Here is a 13,960-nt window from a genome sequence, read left to right on the forward strand (position 1 = left end):
ACGCCGAAGCGGGCCTGTCAGCGGGGCAGAGTGACCGGATCGGCGCAGCTGGCGAGTGCGTCCACGAAGGAGCATTCCTTCGGCAGTCGCGTCGGCAGATAGTCGGCCGGGACGCCGCCTTCGCTGGTGATGGCGCGGTAGGCAGCGACGGCGTCGGTCGGGCGCCGGGTCAGTGCGGGGTCGGTCAGCACGTCGACCGTGTAGAGGCCGAAACGCGGTGTGTAGGAACCCCATTCGTAGTTGTCGGTGAGGCTCCAGTAGTTGTAGCCGATCAGGTCGATGCCGTCGGCCTTCGCGCGTTGCAGCCAGTAGACGGTGTCGCGCAGATTGTCCGCGCGGCTGTAGGCGTCCCAGCGCGGCAGGCCGTTCTCGGTGGGCATGCCGTTCTCGACGATGTAGAGCGGCTTGCCGGGGAAGGCGTGCGAATAGTGTTGGAGCGCATAATAGATGCCCTCGGGCTGTAGCGGGTTCTTCCACAGCTCGGTGAAGTTCGTCATCCCGGTGAGGTTGTCGGGGGAGAGGCCGTAGTAGTAATCGATGCCGATGTAATCCAGCTTGGCGGCGATCTTGTCGATGAGCGGCTTGTCGACCACGTCCTCGGCGGCGGGGATGTAGGCGACATTGCTGGTCACCATCGCGCTGGGCTGCACCGCGTGGATGTGGTCGTAGATGGCGTTGTGCGCCTGGGCGATTCGGTCGTGCATTGCTGGCACGTCGGCCGGTCCGATGCCGCCGTGGCGGACCTCGTTGAGCATGTACATGATCGGCTCGTTGAAGGTCACCCAGAGCGGGTCGGCGCCGGCGTAACGGTCGACCACCCGCCTCGCGTTGGCCAGCCAGTCCGCGACGATGGCCGGGTTACGCCAGCCGCCGCGGTCGACCTCCCAGCCCGGGTAGACCCAATGGTCGATGGTCAGCATCGGCCGCATGCCCGCGGCCTGGATCGCGGCGACCACGTTGTCGTAGAAGCGGAAGCCCGCCTCGTCCCACTCGCCGGGCCGGGGCTGAAGCCGCGCCCATTCGATGCCGATGCGGTACACGCGCACCCCCAGCTGAGCGGCCAGTTCGATGTCCGATCGGTACCGGCTGTAGAAGTCGATCGCGTTCTCGTACGGATCCTCGGTCTTGCCCGCGGCGACGTACCGCGACCAATTGCTATCCGGCGCATGGCCTTCCGACTGATAGCCGGACGCGGCGACGCCCCACAGGAAGTCGCTGCCGAACGGCTGCACCTGTGTGGGCGGCGCGGGGCGGGCCTGCACAGGGGCGTTACCGCCGACGAGCAGTGTGGCGGTGGTGGCGGCGAGGGTGGCCAAGACGCGGCGGCGACTGGGGGATCGCATCGAACTCCTGTTCCGAACGGGTGACCGGCGCTCGTGGACCCCCGGCGGCGAGAGCGCCGGGTCGGGTGGGGCCACGGCGAACACTGTAACTGGTCACCCGACCGTGTCGGGGGAGGATTGCGAAGCGCGGCAAGCCGATTCGGGTAGGGGAGGAGCTCGGAATGACGGGCTTGTCGGCCAGGGGAGGGGAGTGCGCAGGCCGGGGACCACCTGCGCTTTCGGGGCGGCCCAATGACTGTGCATCACGGTGGGCTTGCCGGTCTGGCAATCAACATGCTGATACGTAGATATGCGCATCTAACCATGAAAGCTCACCTTACCGAAAGGGCCATCACGGATCACCTTCAACAACAAACAAACGAAAATGCCCAGCCGCCAAGCTCTGGACGAGGAGGAATGCGGCGGAACGGATCAGTCGGTGACGACCGCCGTGGCGATGACGTACCCCTTGGGATCGCGCCAGGTGCGACCGGGGTGGTGCGCGAACCAGTCCTCGACATCGGCGCTGAGATCGGCGAGGACGGCGTCGCGATCGGGGTGGTCGGCCGGGATGCCGCGCGGGCCGAAGATGGCTTCGGCGAAGCGGATCAGCGGAGCCGGGGTGTCGAAGACGAGCGCGTTGTCGCGTCGTTGGACTCGCACGGAGCCGAAGACGTCGGACATGAGCCCGGGCAAGGTCTCCGAGTCCACCGTCCGGTACGGCGTCTCGCCGAGGTCGATGCCGTAGCTTGCGGCGTGCGCGTCGACGAGCTCGCCGACGTACGGGCAGGTCTCGGCGTGATTGACGACGACCGCGACGGTGCCGCCTGCTTTGGTGGTGCGCCGGAATTCGCGCAGCGCCGTCGCCGGGTCCGGCACGTGGTACAGCATATGGCGGGCGGTGAGCACGTCGAAGGTGTTGTCGTCGAGAGGGATCCGGCGGGCGTCGGCGCGGATGCCGCGCACGCCGGGGAGGGAGTCGGCCGCGGCGACCATGGCCTCGGAAGTGTCGATGCCGAGCAGTGGCCCGTGGTGCCCGAGGGCGACGAGTTTGGCGAGAAAGCGGGCGTCGCCGCAGCCGACGTCGGCGAGGTATTCGGTGCCGGACAGGCCGAGCGCGGCGAGCACGTCGGTGCCCGGGTCGTGTGGCTTCTCGGAGTAGCGCTCGTGGGTGTCGATCCGCACCCGCAGCGGAGTGGGATCGGCGTATTCGGCGTCGAGACGGCTGCTCATCGGTGCACGTCCTTCGGTCCGGTCGGCGGTGGTGACGCTCCCTTCTGGCGGTGAGCGTACTCCGGGCGAGGGTGGCGACCGCGCTTTTCGCGTCCGACTCGGCCGACGGTCAGGTCCGCGTGCCCGCGGATACCGCGACCGGCGCCACGTCGGGAGCCTGCGATTCGTCGTACAGAACAGGCTCGCCGAGGCCGACCTTCCGCTGGATTCGCTGCATCCAGGCCGGGGCCCACCAGCATTTGTCGCCGAGCAGTTTCATCACGGCGGGGACCAGCAGCATGCGCAAGAGGGTGGCGTCGATGAACAGCGCGGCGATCATGCCGTAGGCGATGTACTGCATCATCACCAGATCCGAGAAGGCGAATGCCCCGGTGACCACCAGGAGGATGAGTGCGGCGGCGGTGATGATGCCGCCGGTGTGGGCGGTGCCGACGCGGATGGCCTCGGTGGTGTCCGCGCCCCTGGCTCTGGCTTCGACCATGCGGGACAGCAGGAATACCTCGTAGTCGGTGGACAGCCCGTAGATGATGGCGATGATGAGCACCAGAACCGGGGACATGATCGGCTGCGGCGTGAAGTTCAGCAGCTCGGCGCCGTGGCCGTCGATGAAGATCCAGGTGAGAATGCCGAGGGTGGAGCCGAGCCCGAGTGCGCTCATCAGCGCGGCCTTGATCGGCAGCACGAGGGATCCGAAGGTCAGGAACATCAGCAGCGTGGTGACGAGCACGACCGCGGCGATCATGTACGGCATGCGGTCGAGGAGGGTGTCGATGCTGTCTTCCTGAATGGCGGGCTGACCGCCGACGAGCAGGGTGAGACCGTCGGGTACGTCGAGCGCGCGCAGGTACTCGATGGTCGGACCCGCGTCGTTGGAATCGGCGAGGGTGGCGCGCAGGCGGTAGAGGTCGGTGCGGCCGGGCGCGGAGGCGGGCACGCTGAATTCGCTGGCGAGTCCGGGCGCTTGGTTGACCTGGCGATAGAGCTGGCCGATGGCGGCGCGGTCCTCGGAGATCACGATGAGCTGGAGCGGGTCGGGCTGGCGTTTGGGGAAGAGTTCGTCGAAGTGCTGCTGGGCGAGTCGGGTGGTGTTGTCCGGCGGCAGGTAGGTCTCGCTCATGCCGCCGAAGGCGAGGTTGTTGATGGGGATGATGAGCAGGCAGAGTCCGAGGGCGATGGGAACGGCGACGCGCAGGGGGCGGCGCATGACCCAGTCGGTGGTGCGGCCCCAGAATCCGTTCTCGATCTCGGCGGCAGTCTTTGCGCGGCGGAAACGGCTGAGGCCGAGGCTGTCCACGCGCGGTCCGATGATGCCGAGCGCGGCGGGCAGGATGGTGATCGCGGCGAGGGCCGCCAGCAGGACGGTCGAGATCGCGCCGTAGGCGAGGGATTTGAGGAAGCCCTGCGGGAAGATCAGCAGGCCGCCGAGGCTGGCCACGATCATGGTGGCGGAGAAGACGACGGTGCGGCCCGCGGTACTGACGGTGCGGCGGACGGCGGTGCGGGTGTCGTGGCCGGCGGCGAGTTCCTCGCGGAAGCGGCTGACGATGAACAGCCCGTAGTCGATGGCGAGTCCGACGCCGATCATCGAGACCACGCCGGTGACGAAGGAGTTGACCTCGGTGAAGTTGGTGAAGATCCGCATGATGCCGTTGGCGCCGGTGACGGTGAGCGCTCCGATGGCGAGTGGCAGCGCGGCGGCGACTAGTCCGCCGAAGACGAAGAACAGCAGTACCGCGACCACGGGTAGGGCGACGACCTCCATGCGGTGCACGTCGTCGGTGAGGGTGTCGGTGAGCGTGCCCGCGATGGGTTGCAGGCCGGCGACCTGGACATCGACGCCGGGAATGTGGAAATCGTCCTTGACTTTTCGGTAGTTGCGCACCATTTCGGTGTCGTCGTCGCCGCGAATGGCGATGAGGACGAAGGCGTGCCTGCGGTCGTCTGTGGCGAAGAGAGGGCCGCTGCCTTTGCCGGTCTCGGTGGCCCAGTAGGCGCCGTTGATGCCGGCGATCTCGTCGGGATGGTCGCGTGGGAGGCGGTCGAGGCGGGCGACGACGGTGCGGGTGAGTTCCGGGTCGTCGACGGTCTTGCCCTCGGGTGCTGTGACGAGCAGGACGACGTCGGATTCGTGGTCGCGGCCCCATGCCTCGTCGGCGATGCGGCTCGCGCGTGCGGATTCGGAGGTCGGATCCTCCAATCCGCTGGAGCTCAGGTGGTTTTCGATCCCGATGCCGTAGCTCGCGAGTGCGAGCAGTCCGGCGACGACGATGCCGAGGACGCCGAATCGGTATCGGTGGACCAGGTCCCCCCATCGCGCGAACATCAGAGGTCTCCGTGGAGGCAGGGGCGGGCGTCGGGGGCCGGGTTCGGTCGGTGAGCCGATCCTGCTGCGCGGAAGACCAAGGGGCCGCGTCCTTTCCGTGGGGTGACGGGGGTGTCTGCCATCTAAAGTACATATGAGGGTGAAATATCGGCGTTTAACTATTGATTCCGTGGTGTGCGCCACCGGTTCGCTTCGTACACATGTGCGGTCGGTAGGCGGACAAAGACGTGCGCGTGTGTGAATTGCCCCGCTTCGGGCCGCGCGGACCGGCCGTGATCGCCGCGCCGTGGCACCATGCGGTTATGGTCTCGAATCCGTTGCCCACCCTGGCCAGACGCTTCGCCCAGCAGCGATGGGTGATGCGACTTGCGCCGGTGGTGCTGCCGCTGGAGCGGTTCGTGCGGTGGGTGAGCCGCGGCCGGATGGGCGTGCTCGACCTGGTGGGCCTGCCGTCGATCGAGGTGACCGTGGCCGGGCGCAAGACCGGTGTGCCGCGCACCGCGTCGCTGCTGTATGTGCCGCGGGGCACGGATTTCCTGGTGATCGGTTCGAACTGGGGCAGCCCGAAGCATCCGGCGTGGTCGGCGAATCTGCGTGCGGCGAGCACGGCGACGGTCGGGCATCGGGGTGAGCGGTTCGCGGTGCGAGTCACCGAGATCACCGGTGTCGAACGTAAGCGGGCCTGGGATCTGGCCGTGGAGTTCTGGCCCGGTTACGAGATGGAGTACGAGCTGTCCGGTGGCCGGGAGTTCCGGATCTTCGAACTACGCCGGGAGTGAGCGCGGTCAGTCGATTTCGGCTCGCACGGCCGCGGCGAAGGCGGCGATCGCGGGATGTGCGCCGGCTCCGGCGCGGCACGCGATGGTCGTGGTGCGTGCGATCGGTAGCCGGATCAGTCGCACGCCGGGCGGGAGATCGGTGGCGCTGAGTTCGGGGACCAGTGCGACGCCGTGTCCGGCGGCGACGAAGGCCAGCACCGTGCTGAAGTCGTCGACCTGGTGCCGGATGCGCGGGCTGAATCCGGCGGCTTCGCAGGCGCGCATCGTCATGGTGTGGCAGCGGGTTCCCGCGGTGGCCACGATCCAGGGCGCGTCACGCCAGGTGTCGAGTGTGGCGCCAGGGGCGGCGGATTCGGCGGCGAGGAACATGGCTTCCCGGTAGAGCGGTGCGGTGTGCACGCCGGGTTCGGGCGGGAACGGCACCAGGTCGTAGTCGTGGACGAGGGCGACGTCGAGTTCGCCTGCGCGCAGTGCGGCGGCCACCCTGGCCGGATCCAGTTCCGTCACACGGGGCTCCAGTCCGGGGTGGGCGGTGGCGAGCCGGGTGAGGGTGGCGGGGATGAAGGCCTGGGTGGCGCTGGGGAACGCGCCGATGCGCAGTGGTCCGGTGAGTCCTGCTCTGGCGTCGGCGAGATCGGACTCGGCCTCCTCGAGCCGGGCGAGCACGGCGTCGGCGTGGGCGACGAGGGTGTGTCCGGCGGTGGTGAGGGTGACACGGCGTCCGGTGCGTTCCAGGAGGGCGACGCCCGCTTCTCGTTCCAGCGCGGTGAGTTGCTGGGAGACCGCGGAGGGTGTGAACGCGAGTGCGTCGGCGACGGCGGCGATCGTGCCGCGTCGTGCGAGTTCGCGGAGCAGGCGCAGTCTGCGCACGTCGAGCATCAGTTTAGCTTACGCTGAGCAGAACAAATGCGAACTGGTACTTAATTTCGCGGTGCGGCACGCTGGCCGTATGCACCGATTTCGTGGGATTTTCGTACCGCTGGTCACGCCGTTCACGGCGGAAGGCGACGTAGCTCGGGACGCTTTGGAGACGTTGGCGCGCGACGTGCTCGACGCGGGTGCGGCGGGTCTGGTGGCGCTCGGCACGACCGCCGAGGCGGCGACGCTGGACGCCGAGGAGCGGCGCGGGGTGATCGATGTGTGCGCTAGGGCGTGCGCGGCGGCGGGGGCGCCGCTGATCGTCGGGACGGGCGGCAACGACACTCGCGCTGGTGTCGGCGCGTTGACGGAGCTCGCCCACTGGCCGCAGGTTGCCGCGGCCTTGGTACCGGTTCCGTACTACACGCGCCCCACCGAGGCCGGTGTCGTCGCGCATTTCGCGCACCTCGCGGCGAATTCACCCGTACCGCTGATCGTGTACCACATTCCCTACCGGACCGGGCGCGCGTTGAGCGCGAACACGTTACGCGAACTGGCGGCCTTGGACGGTGTCGTCGGCGTGAAGTACGCGGTCGGCGGTGTGGACGCCGACGCGGTGGATCTGCTCGCCGAGCCGCCCGCGGATTTCGCGGTGCTGGCCGGTGACGACGCGTTCCTGTCGCCGCTGCTCGCGCTGGGCGCGGCGGGCGGCATCGCGGCGACCGCGCAGCTGGCGACCGCACGCTTTGTCGCTCTCGAAAATGCTTGGCGGACAGGTGACCTGGCGGCCGCGCGGGCGATCGGCGGGGAGCTTGCGGTGCTCTCGGCGGCGGCGTTCGCCGAGCCGAACCCGACGGTGATCAAGGGGGTGTTGCGCGCGCAGGGGCGCATTCCGAGCGCGGCGGTGCGACTTCCGCTGCTGCCCGCCGCGCCGGAATCGGTGGATCGGGCGCTGGCGGCGCTTCTCGATCACATTCCATCTCGATAGCCGATTGCTATTCTGACGTAGTCCGGTGCCGCCGGGCGGCTGGAACCGCACAGACCGGAGGGCGTTGTGAACGATCGTCGCGGCGCGTTGCAGGAGTACCTGTTGCGGACCCAGCCCAGGACCGTCGACCGCGGGCGGATGGTGATCGTCGAGCGGGAGCTCACCCGGGTGGTGCGCGCCGGAGTGACGGGCGCGGTGGTCGAATTCGGTTGTTACCGGGGCGGAATGACCGCGTGGATGCGCGCCGTGCTGGATGCTCTCGAGGCGGACGCGCCGGTGCACGCCTACGACTCGTTCCGCGGACTGCCCGCGGTCGGCCGCCACGACAGCGACTATCTGGCCGAGGGCGAGTTCGCGGCGTCGGTCGGCGATGTGCTGAGGCTGCACGAACAGTTCGGTCTGCGCCGCCCGCACGTGCACGCCGGGTTGTTCGCTCACACCCTGCCAGAGCAGCTCCCCGCGCGAATCGCGTTCGCCTATGTGGACGGTGACCGGTACGAGTCGACAGTGGAGTGCTTGCGCGCCGCCCTGCCGCGGCTCGCACCGGGCGCGATCCTGGTGTTGGACGACTATGCCGATCCGGCGGCGTCACTGCCCGGTCGCGCGGTCGCGCAACCGAAGGCGCCGGGGGTGATGAAGGCGTGCGAGGACGTCTTCGGCACTCCGCTGGCGGTCACTTCGGTGTGCGAGAACCCGAGCTGGGCGCTGGGGGTCTACCGTCACGCGGTCCCGCCGACCGTCTCCGCGGCGATGTCCGTCGGTCCGGAGACGGCCCGCTGAGCGGTGGCCGTCTGGTTGCGGTATTCGCGGAAGGTGGCGCGCAAGTCGTCGACGATGAGGTCGGGTTCTTCCATGGCGGCGAAGTGGCCGCCACGGTCGAATTCGGTCCAGCGCACGATGTTGTGGTTACGTTCGGCGATGCGGCGAACCGGGATGCCGAGGTCGTGGGGCATGACTGCGACGGCGGCCGGCACGGGGGTCTCGGGTTCCGGTGTGCCCCAAGTGGCGGCGCCTTCGTAGTAGTAGCGTGCCGACGAGCCCGCGGTGGCGTTGAGCCAGTAGATCATGACGTTGGTCAGCATCGCGTCTCGGTCGACGGCGTCCTCCGGTGCGTCGGTGGAGTCGGTCCAGTCCTTGAAGCGTTCGACGATCCAAGCCAGTTGCCCGACCGGTGAATCGGTGAGCGCGTAGGACAGCGTTTGGGGGCGGGTCGCTTGCAGCATCGCGTATGCGCCGAGCTCGTACTGGGCGCGCTGAGCCAGTTCGACGGCACGCTGTTCGGCAGGGTTGCCGGGGTCGGCGGTCTCCGGGGTGACGGTGGCGGAGGCGATCATCGTCAGATGCATCGCGACCAGGTGCTCGGCGTCGATGACGGCGAGCTGGCGGGTGATCGCGGCGCCGGTGTCTTCGCCGTGGGCGGCGTAGCGGTGGTAGCCGAGCCGGTGCATGAGTTGCGCCCATGCCCGCGCGGCTCGTGCGGTGGACCAGCCGACCGCGGGTCCGGACAACCCGAACCCGGGGATCGTCGGCACAACGACATGGAAGGCGTCTCCCGCGGCGCCGCCGTGCGCCACCGGGTCGGTCAGCGGCCCGATCACATCGAGGAATTCCACGATCGACCCCGGCCACCCGTGCGTGAGGACGAGTGGCAACGCGTCGGGTTCCGTCGAGCGGACGTGGATGAAATGCAGGTTGTGGCCGTCGATTTCGGTGCGGAACTGGGGGAAGGAGTTGAGCCGGGCCTCCTGGGCTCGCCAGTCGTAGGTGTTTCGCCAGTATTCGGCCAGTTCCCTGGTGTAGTCGAGCGGGATGCCCTGGGCCCAGCCCACACCGGGAAGGCCGTCGGTCCAGCGGGTGGTGTCCAGCCGCCGATTCAAGTCGTCGAGCTGGTGTTGGGAAACGTCGATCCGGAACGGGGTGATCTCTGTGCTCATGAGAATCACGCTAGGACGCACCTAGGACATCTTCCGCCCTAGCTTTGCTGAGTCAGTCCAGTGTCGACAACGCTGCGCGCAGCCGGTCGGCGAGCTCGATCGCCTGGGGCAGCGTCCACGGCAGCACGCCGTTCTCGCCCATCAGCGCGTGGAACTGCTGTTCGCGGTAGGGGACGCCGGGCGGCAGCGGCGCGATGTGCCAGTGCAAATGCGAATTGCCTTGCTGGCTACCGAGACTGAGCACATAGGTGCGCTCGCTCGGCACGACCGCCTCCACCGCGCGCGTCACCCGGTGCACCAGCGCCATGATCCGCAGGAAGGCGTCATCGGGAAGGTCTCGCACGACGTGTTCGCGGTGCAGTTTCGGTGCGACGAGCACGGAGCCGAACAGAGTCGGATACCGCGACAGGAACGCGAAGTTCTCCTCGTCTTCGGCGATGACCTGCTCCAGCTCGGAATCGTGTTCACCCGCCACCATCGCGCAGATGAAGCACGGCGAGGTCTGGACGCGCTGGACGTAGGCGTCCACGTCGAAGGAAATCCGTTCCACCCCCGCGATTTTGCCGCAGCGGCAGAGATCACCAGGTGAGTACCGGTTTGACGACTCGGCCGTCGCGCTGCTGCTCCAGTGCGGCGTTGATCTCGGTGTGCGGATAGTCGGCCACCAGCCGGTCGATCGGGAAACGCCCCGCGGCATGGAGTTCGAGCAGGTGCGGGATGAAAGTGTGCGGATCGGCGTCGCCTTCGAGGCATCCGCGAATCGTCTTGCCGCCCAACACGATATCGCGCACGTCGATGTCGGGAACTCCCGCGCCGAGTCCGACCGCTACCACGGCGCCACCTGTGGTCAGTGCCGCGGTTGCCGCGGCGAGCACGCTCGGATGTCCGGTGGTGTCCAAGGCGTGGGTGGCGCCGCCGTCGGTGCTCTCGCGCACCGCCGCGAGGGTGTCGCCTGCCGCCGGGTCCAGTGCGGCGACAGCGCCGAGTTCGAGTGCCAGCGCTCGGCGTGCGGCGTTCGGCTCGACGACCACGATCTGCCGCACCCCGGCGACACGGGCGGCGAGCAGGCCCGCCATACCGACCGCGCCCGCGCCGTAGACGACGAACCGGGCGTCGGGCGCGGGTCGCAACGCGTTGAGCACCGCGCCGGCGCCGGTCTGAAAACCGCATCCCAAGGGCGCGGCGACGACCGGATCGACCGCGGGATCGATGACGACCGTGTTGTCCGGCGTGGTGAGCGCGTAACCGGCGAAGCTGGACTGCCCGAAGAATCCGTCGCGCACCGGAGTTCCGGCCACGGTGACGCGCGGGGTGCGGTCCCGCCGAGATCCGAACTGATTCAACGCGATCGACCGATGGCAGTAGGCGGGTCTGCCGCCGTGGCAATTGGCGCAACTGCCGCAGTGCCGGAAGGTCAACACGACGTGATCGCCGGGACGCACGGTGCGCACCTCGGCGCCGACCGCCTCGACCACTCCGGCCCCCTCGTGCCCGAGCAGCAGCGGCCGATCCGGACCGCCCGCGGCGCGCGTGACCAGATCGGTGTGGCAGATGCCGACCGCTCGCACCCGAACCAGGATCTCCCCGGCGCGCGGAGCATCGATTTGCACGTCCTCGACGGAGAACGGCGCGGCCGGATCGCGCGATAGCACAGCCGAAGTGGTCAGCACGGCGCGACTCGTTCGAGCAGGAAGTAGAAGTGCGCGCCGTCGGCGAGCACCAGGTCCGCGCGGCCGTTCATGATGCCCATCAGCGTCGTGTCGTCTAGGGGCTTGAAGTGGTCGAACACGGGCTGGCCGTCGTAGACCATCGTCGCGGTCACCTCGCCGCGGAATTCGATGTTCCACAGCGAGGCCTCGCCCTTGCCGAGTTCCTTGTTCGAGAACAGCGAGCCGTCCTCGGCGCGGCAGACCAGTGGCTCGACATGCGCCGGCGACCGAAACCGCTTGCCGTACCAGCGATTCGCCGGCAGCGCGCGGCAGAGCGGATGACCGGTCTGGAACGCGGCGCCGCGCCATTCGCCGAGAATTTCCTCCGCGCGCACCGTCGGAAGCCCGGCCCACAGTTCGTCCAGGGCCGCCGTCGAAACCCCTGATTCTCGCGCGGCCAGTTCACGCCAGGACGCAGTGCCCATCGTCGGTCCCCATCTTCCCGAAGTTTCAGAACCATTTGGTTCGTGAACCCTATCCCGGACCAAATGGTTCGGCAAGATAGGATTCCTGTCATGCGCGCAGCAGGCCACGCCACCAGGGATCGGATCCTCGCCGCGGCCAAGGAAGAGTTCGCTCGCCACGGCGTCGCGGGCGCGCGGATCAACCGCATCGCCACCGCCGCGCGCGCCAGCAAGGACCGGCTCTACGCCTATTTCGCGAGCAAAGACGAGCTCTACGCGGCGGTCACCGAAGAGTGGACGGGCCAGACCACCGAGGAAACCGCGCTCGACGCCGCGGACCTGCCCGGCTACGCGGGCAGGCTCTTCGATCACTATCTGCGGCACCCCGAGAACGCCCGCTTACAGACGTGGGCCGAGATCGAGGACACCCGCATCCCCGAAGCCGAAGACGCGGTGCGACGCGTCCTCGCGACCAAGATCAGCGAAATCGAGCGAGGACAGCGCGAGGGTTTGATCACCACCGACTTCCAGCCCGTCACGCTCGTGGTCATGCTCACCGATCTGGCGCGCACGGCCGCTGTGCGCGCCACCCGCGCGGAGGAAACGCACAACCTCGCCGAACGCCGCGCCGCGGTGGTGCTCGCCGCACGTCGGCTCGCCGCCCCGGAGTGATCCCGCCGAGCCTGCGCGAATGCTGGGAGTTTGCCTGGAACCGGTGATCGCCGCCGACGGCCGGGCGTAGACTCACCGGGATCGCTGCGTGAACATCCACTTCGAGGTGATGTCGCATGGTCGATACAGAGGTGCTCATCGTCGGCGCCGGTCCGGTCGGACTGACAGCGGCCATCGAGTTGGCCCGACGCGGAGTGGCATGCCGGATCATCGACGCGGCCGCCGAACCGCCGCGCTACGCCAAAGCGGTCGGCATCCAACCCCGGACGCTCGAGGTGTTCGAGGGTATGGGAGTGCTGCGGCAGGTGCTCGACTCGTCGATCGAGCTGCGCGGGCAGATCGTGTATGTCAACGGCGTCGAAGTCGAACGCGTCGCGTTGACCCTGCCCGCCGACATCCCCTACCGGTTCGTTGGGCTGCCGCAATACGAGACCGAACGGATTCTGCGTAAACGCCTGGACGCCACCGGCACGCGCGTGGAACGTGGCGTCGCGCTCACCCACTTCGAGCAGGACGAGTCCGGCGTGCACGCCGTGCTCACCGACGAGAAGGGCGAGCGCCGGGTGCAGGCGGCGTATCTGATCGGTTGCGACGGCGCGCACAGCATCGTGCGAAAGGGGTTGGGGCTCGGCTTCGAAGGCGCGGCGTTCGCGGAACAGTACATGCTCGGTGATGTCGAACTGGACTGGTCGATGCCGCGCGGTTACGGCATTCGCTCGATGCACCGCACCGACGGCGTCACCGACGATCTGCTGGTGTGCATACCGTTGCCCGGCGCGAACCGGTATCGAGTGTCGATGCTGGTGCCCGAGGAACTCGCGACCGTGCCTGCGATCGGTGGTGGCGCAGTCGAGCACGGCTTCGAAGGCGGTCATCCGCCCGAGCGGCACCACATCCAGGCGGTGCTCGACCGGTTGGCGCCCGAACCGGTCACCGCGTCGAGCCTGCGCTGGTCATCGGTGTTTCGCATCAGCCACCGCATCGTCGATTCGTATTCGCGCGCAAGGGTGTTCGTCGCCGGAGACGCCGCCCATATCCATCCTCCGACGGGCGCGCAGGGCATGAACACCGGCATCCAGGACGCGCACAACCTCGCCTGGAAACTCGCGCTCACCCTTGCGGGCATCGGCGCGCCCGACCTGCTCGCCAGCTACGACGCCGAACGCAAACCGGTCGGCGCGGAAGTGGTCGGACGGACCGTGCGCAGCGCGCGGGAAGGCATCGGCGCGGGAGAGACCGACCCCGACTTCGTCATTCGCCGCGAAGCGCAACTGCTGATCGACTACTCCGCCGGCCCGCTGGTGAGCAATGCCCCCGCCGACACAGGCGGCCCGCTGCCCGGGCAGCGAGCCCCCGACGCGGCCGGTCTGACTCGGGACGCCGTCGCTTTCCCGATACGGCTGTTCTCCTTGCTCGGACGCACCGATCACACCGTCCTGATCTACCTCGACGACACCGCAGGCTCCGAGTCGTCCGCCCTGGTAGCCGCGCTCACCGATGCCGCGCGGCGCGCCGCACACGGCCGGGTCGACGTCTACCTCATCGTCGGCGGCGACGCCGAACCCGCATCCGCCCTACCGGTGATTCGCGACCGCGACGGCGACTTCGCCCGCAACTACCGCGCGAAAGGGTTGTGCGCCTACGTCATCCGGCCTGACGGCTATCTCGGCTTCACCGAGCACGCACCGACGCCCGAGGACCTGACCAAGCACTTCGCGTCGATCTTCCGCTGAACCCG

The 13,960-nt window shown here is 68.4% G+C and carries 13 protein-coding genes; 5 read left to right on the forward strand and 8 right to left on the reverse strand.

Going from position 1 to position 13,960, the window contains the following annotated elements; genetic code table 11:
• Positions 1 to 17 precede the first annotated feature (17 nt).
• From NX1_RS02325 to NX1_RS02335, 3 genes are all read right to left on the reverse strand, one after another.
• Entirely contained in the window at positions 18 to 1,343 is a 1,326-nt protein-coding gene (locus NX1_RS02325; RefSeq protein ID WP_068052978.1) for a glycoside hydrolase family 1 protein, read from the reverse strand.
• A gap of 411 nt (positions 1,344 to 1,754) precedes the next feature.
• Positions 1,755 to 2,555, reverse strand: coding sequence for a class I SAM-dependent methyltransferase (locus NX1_RS02330; RefSeq protein WP_068052981.1), 801 nt, complete (start codon positions 2,553 to 2,555; stop codon positions 1,755 to 1,757).
• Positions 2,556 to 2,664: 109 nt separating this feature from the next.
• Complete coding sequence (locus NX1_RS02335) at positions 2,665 to 4,878, reverse strand: MMPL family transporter (RefSeq protein ID WP_068052984.1); 2,214 nt, start codon at positions 4,876 to 4,878, stop codon at positions 2,665 to 2,667.
• Positions 4,879 to 5,180: 302 nt separating this feature from the next.
• On the opposite strand from NX1_RS02335, the gene NX1_RS02340 reads away from it, so the two are divergent.
• Positions 5,181 to 5,657 (forward strand): nitroreductase family deazaflavin-dependent oxidoreductase, encoded by a 477-nt coding sequence (locus tag NX1_RS02340; protein ID WP_068054067.1) that lies wholly within the window; start codon positions 5,181 to 5,183, stop codon positions 5,655 to 5,657.
• A 6-nt stretch (positions 5,658 to 5,663) separates the two neighbouring features.
• Here the strand turns inward: NX1_RS02340 and NX1_RS02345 are convergent, their stop codons facing one another.
• Complete coding sequence (locus NX1_RS02345) at positions 5,664 to 6,536, reverse strand: LysR family transcriptional regulator (protein ID WP_068052987.1); 873 nt, start codon at positions 6,534 to 6,536, stop codon at positions 5,664 to 5,666.
• A gap of 70 nt (positions 6,537 to 6,606) precedes the next feature.
• Here NX1_RS02345 and NX1_RS02350 point away from each other — a divergent pair, with 70 nt between their 5' ends.
• Positions 6,607 to 7,503, forward strand: a complete 897-nt coding sequence (locus NX1_RS02350; protein ID WP_068052990.1) for a dihydrodipicolinate synthase family protein — start codon at positions 6,607 to 6,609, stop codon at positions 7,501 to 7,503.
• 66 nt (positions 7,504 to 7,569) lie between these two features.
• The gene (locus NX1_RS02355) at positions 7,570 to 8,283 is read left to right on the forward strand and encodes a TylF/MycF/NovP-related O-methyltransferase (protein WP_068052994.1); all 714 of its coding nucleotides are present in this window, start codon (positions 7,570 to 7,572) and stop codon (positions 8,281 to 8,283) included.
• Here the strand turns inward: NX1_RS02355 and NX1_RS02360 are convergent.
• From NX1_RS02360 to NX1_RS02375, 4 genes are read right to left on the reverse strand one after another with little or no spacing between them, the layout of a single operon-like run.
• The gene (locus NX1_RS02360) at positions 8,223 to 9,437 is read right to left on the reverse strand and encodes an epoxide hydrolase family protein (protein WP_068052997.1); all 1,215 of its coding nucleotides are present in this window, start codon (positions 9,435 to 9,437) and stop codon (positions 8,223 to 8,225) included. The genes NX1_RS02355 and NX1_RS02360 overlap by 61 nt on opposite strands.
• Positions 9,438 to 9,489: 52 nt before the next feature.
• On the reverse strand, positions 9,490 to 9,987 hold the full coding sequence (locus NX1_RS02365) for an HIT family protein (RefSeq protein ID WP_218024036.1): 498 nt from the start codon (positions 9,985 to 9,987) through the stop codon (positions 9,490 to 9,492).
• 28 nt (positions 9,988 to 10,015) lie between these two features.
• On the reverse strand, positions 10,016 to 11,104 hold the full coding sequence (locus NX1_RS02370; RefSeq protein WP_068054075.1) for an NAD(P)-dependent alcohol dehydrogenase: 1,089 nt from the start codon (positions 11,102 to 11,104) through the stop codon (positions 10,016 to 10,018).
• The gene (locus NX1_RS02375) at positions 11,101 to 11,571 is read right to left on the reverse strand and encodes a DUF4334 domain-containing protein (RefSeq protein ID WP_068052999.1); all 471 of its coding nucleotides are present in this window, start codon (positions 11,569 to 11,571) and stop codon (positions 11,101 to 11,103) included. Before NX1_RS02375 ends, NX1_RS02370 begins: the two co-directional genes overlap by 4 nt.
• Positions 11,572 to 11,661: 90 nt before the next feature.
• On the opposite strand from NX1_RS02375, the gene NX1_RS02380 reads away from it, so the two are divergent.
• Both NX1_RS02380 and NX1_RS02385 read left to right on the forward strand, forming a co-directional pair.
• Positions 11,662 to 12,222, forward strand: a complete 561-nt coding sequence (locus tag NX1_RS02380; RefSeq protein ID WP_068053001.1) for a TetR family transcriptional regulator — start codon at positions 11,662 to 11,664, stop codon at positions 12,220 to 12,222.
• 116 nt (positions 12,223 to 12,338) lie between these two features.
• A complete protein-coding gene (locus NX1_RS02385) occupies positions 12,339 to 13,955 on the forward strand; it encodes an FAD-dependent monooxygenase (protein ID WP_068053004.1) in 1,617 nt (538 codons plus the stop codon).
• Positions 13,956 to 13,960 lie beyond the last annotated feature (5 nt).

This window comes from Nocardia xishanensis NBRC 101358, assembly GCF_001613365.1.
GTDB lineage: Bacteria > Actinomycetota > Actinomycetes > Mycobacteriales > Mycobacteriaceae > Nocardia > Nocardia xishanensis.

Bases quoted from the DNA above. Each gene is read 5' to 3' on its own strand.
- NX1_RS02375 (WP_068052999.1), bottom strand. From the start codon at position 11,571: ATGGGCACTGCGTCCTGGCGTGAACTGGCCGCGCGAGAATCAGGGGTT.
- NX1_RS02350 (WP_068052990.1), top strand. From the start codon at position 6,607: ATGCACCGATTTCGTGGGATTTTCGTACCGCTGGTCACGCCGTTCACG.
- NX1_RS02335 (WP_068052984.1), bottom strand. From the start codon at position 4,878: ATGTTCGCGCGATGGGGGGACCTGGTCCACCGATACCGATTCGGCGTC.
- NX1_RS02360 (WP_068052997.1), bottom strand. From the start codon at position 9,437: ATGAGCACAGAGATCACCCCGTTCCGGATCGACGTTTCCCAACACCAG.
- NX1_RS02345 (WP_068052987.1), bottom strand. From the start codon at position 6,536: ATGCTCGACGTGCGCAGACTGCGCCTGCTCCGCGAACTCGCACGACGC.
- NX1_RS02380 (WP_068053001.1), top strand. From the start codon at position 11,662: ATGCGCGCAGCAGGCCACGCCACCAGGGATCGGATCCTCGCCGCGGCC.
- NX1_RS02325 (WP_068052978.1), bottom strand. From the start codon at position 1,343: ATGCGATCCCCCAGTCGCCGCCGCGTCTTGGCCACCCTCGCCGCCACC.
- NX1_RS02340 (WP_068054067.1), top strand. From the start codon at position 5,181: ATGGTCTCGAATCCGTTGCCCACCCTGGCCAGACGCTTCGCCCAGCAG.
- NX1_RS02385 (WP_068053004.1), top strand. From the start codon at position 12,339: ATGGTCGATACAGAGGTGCTCATCGTCGGCGCCGGTCCGGTCGGACTG.
- NX1_RS02330 (WP_068052981.1), bottom strand. From the start codon at position 2,555: ATGAGCAGCCGTCTCGACGCCGAATACGCCGATCCCACTCCGCTGCGG.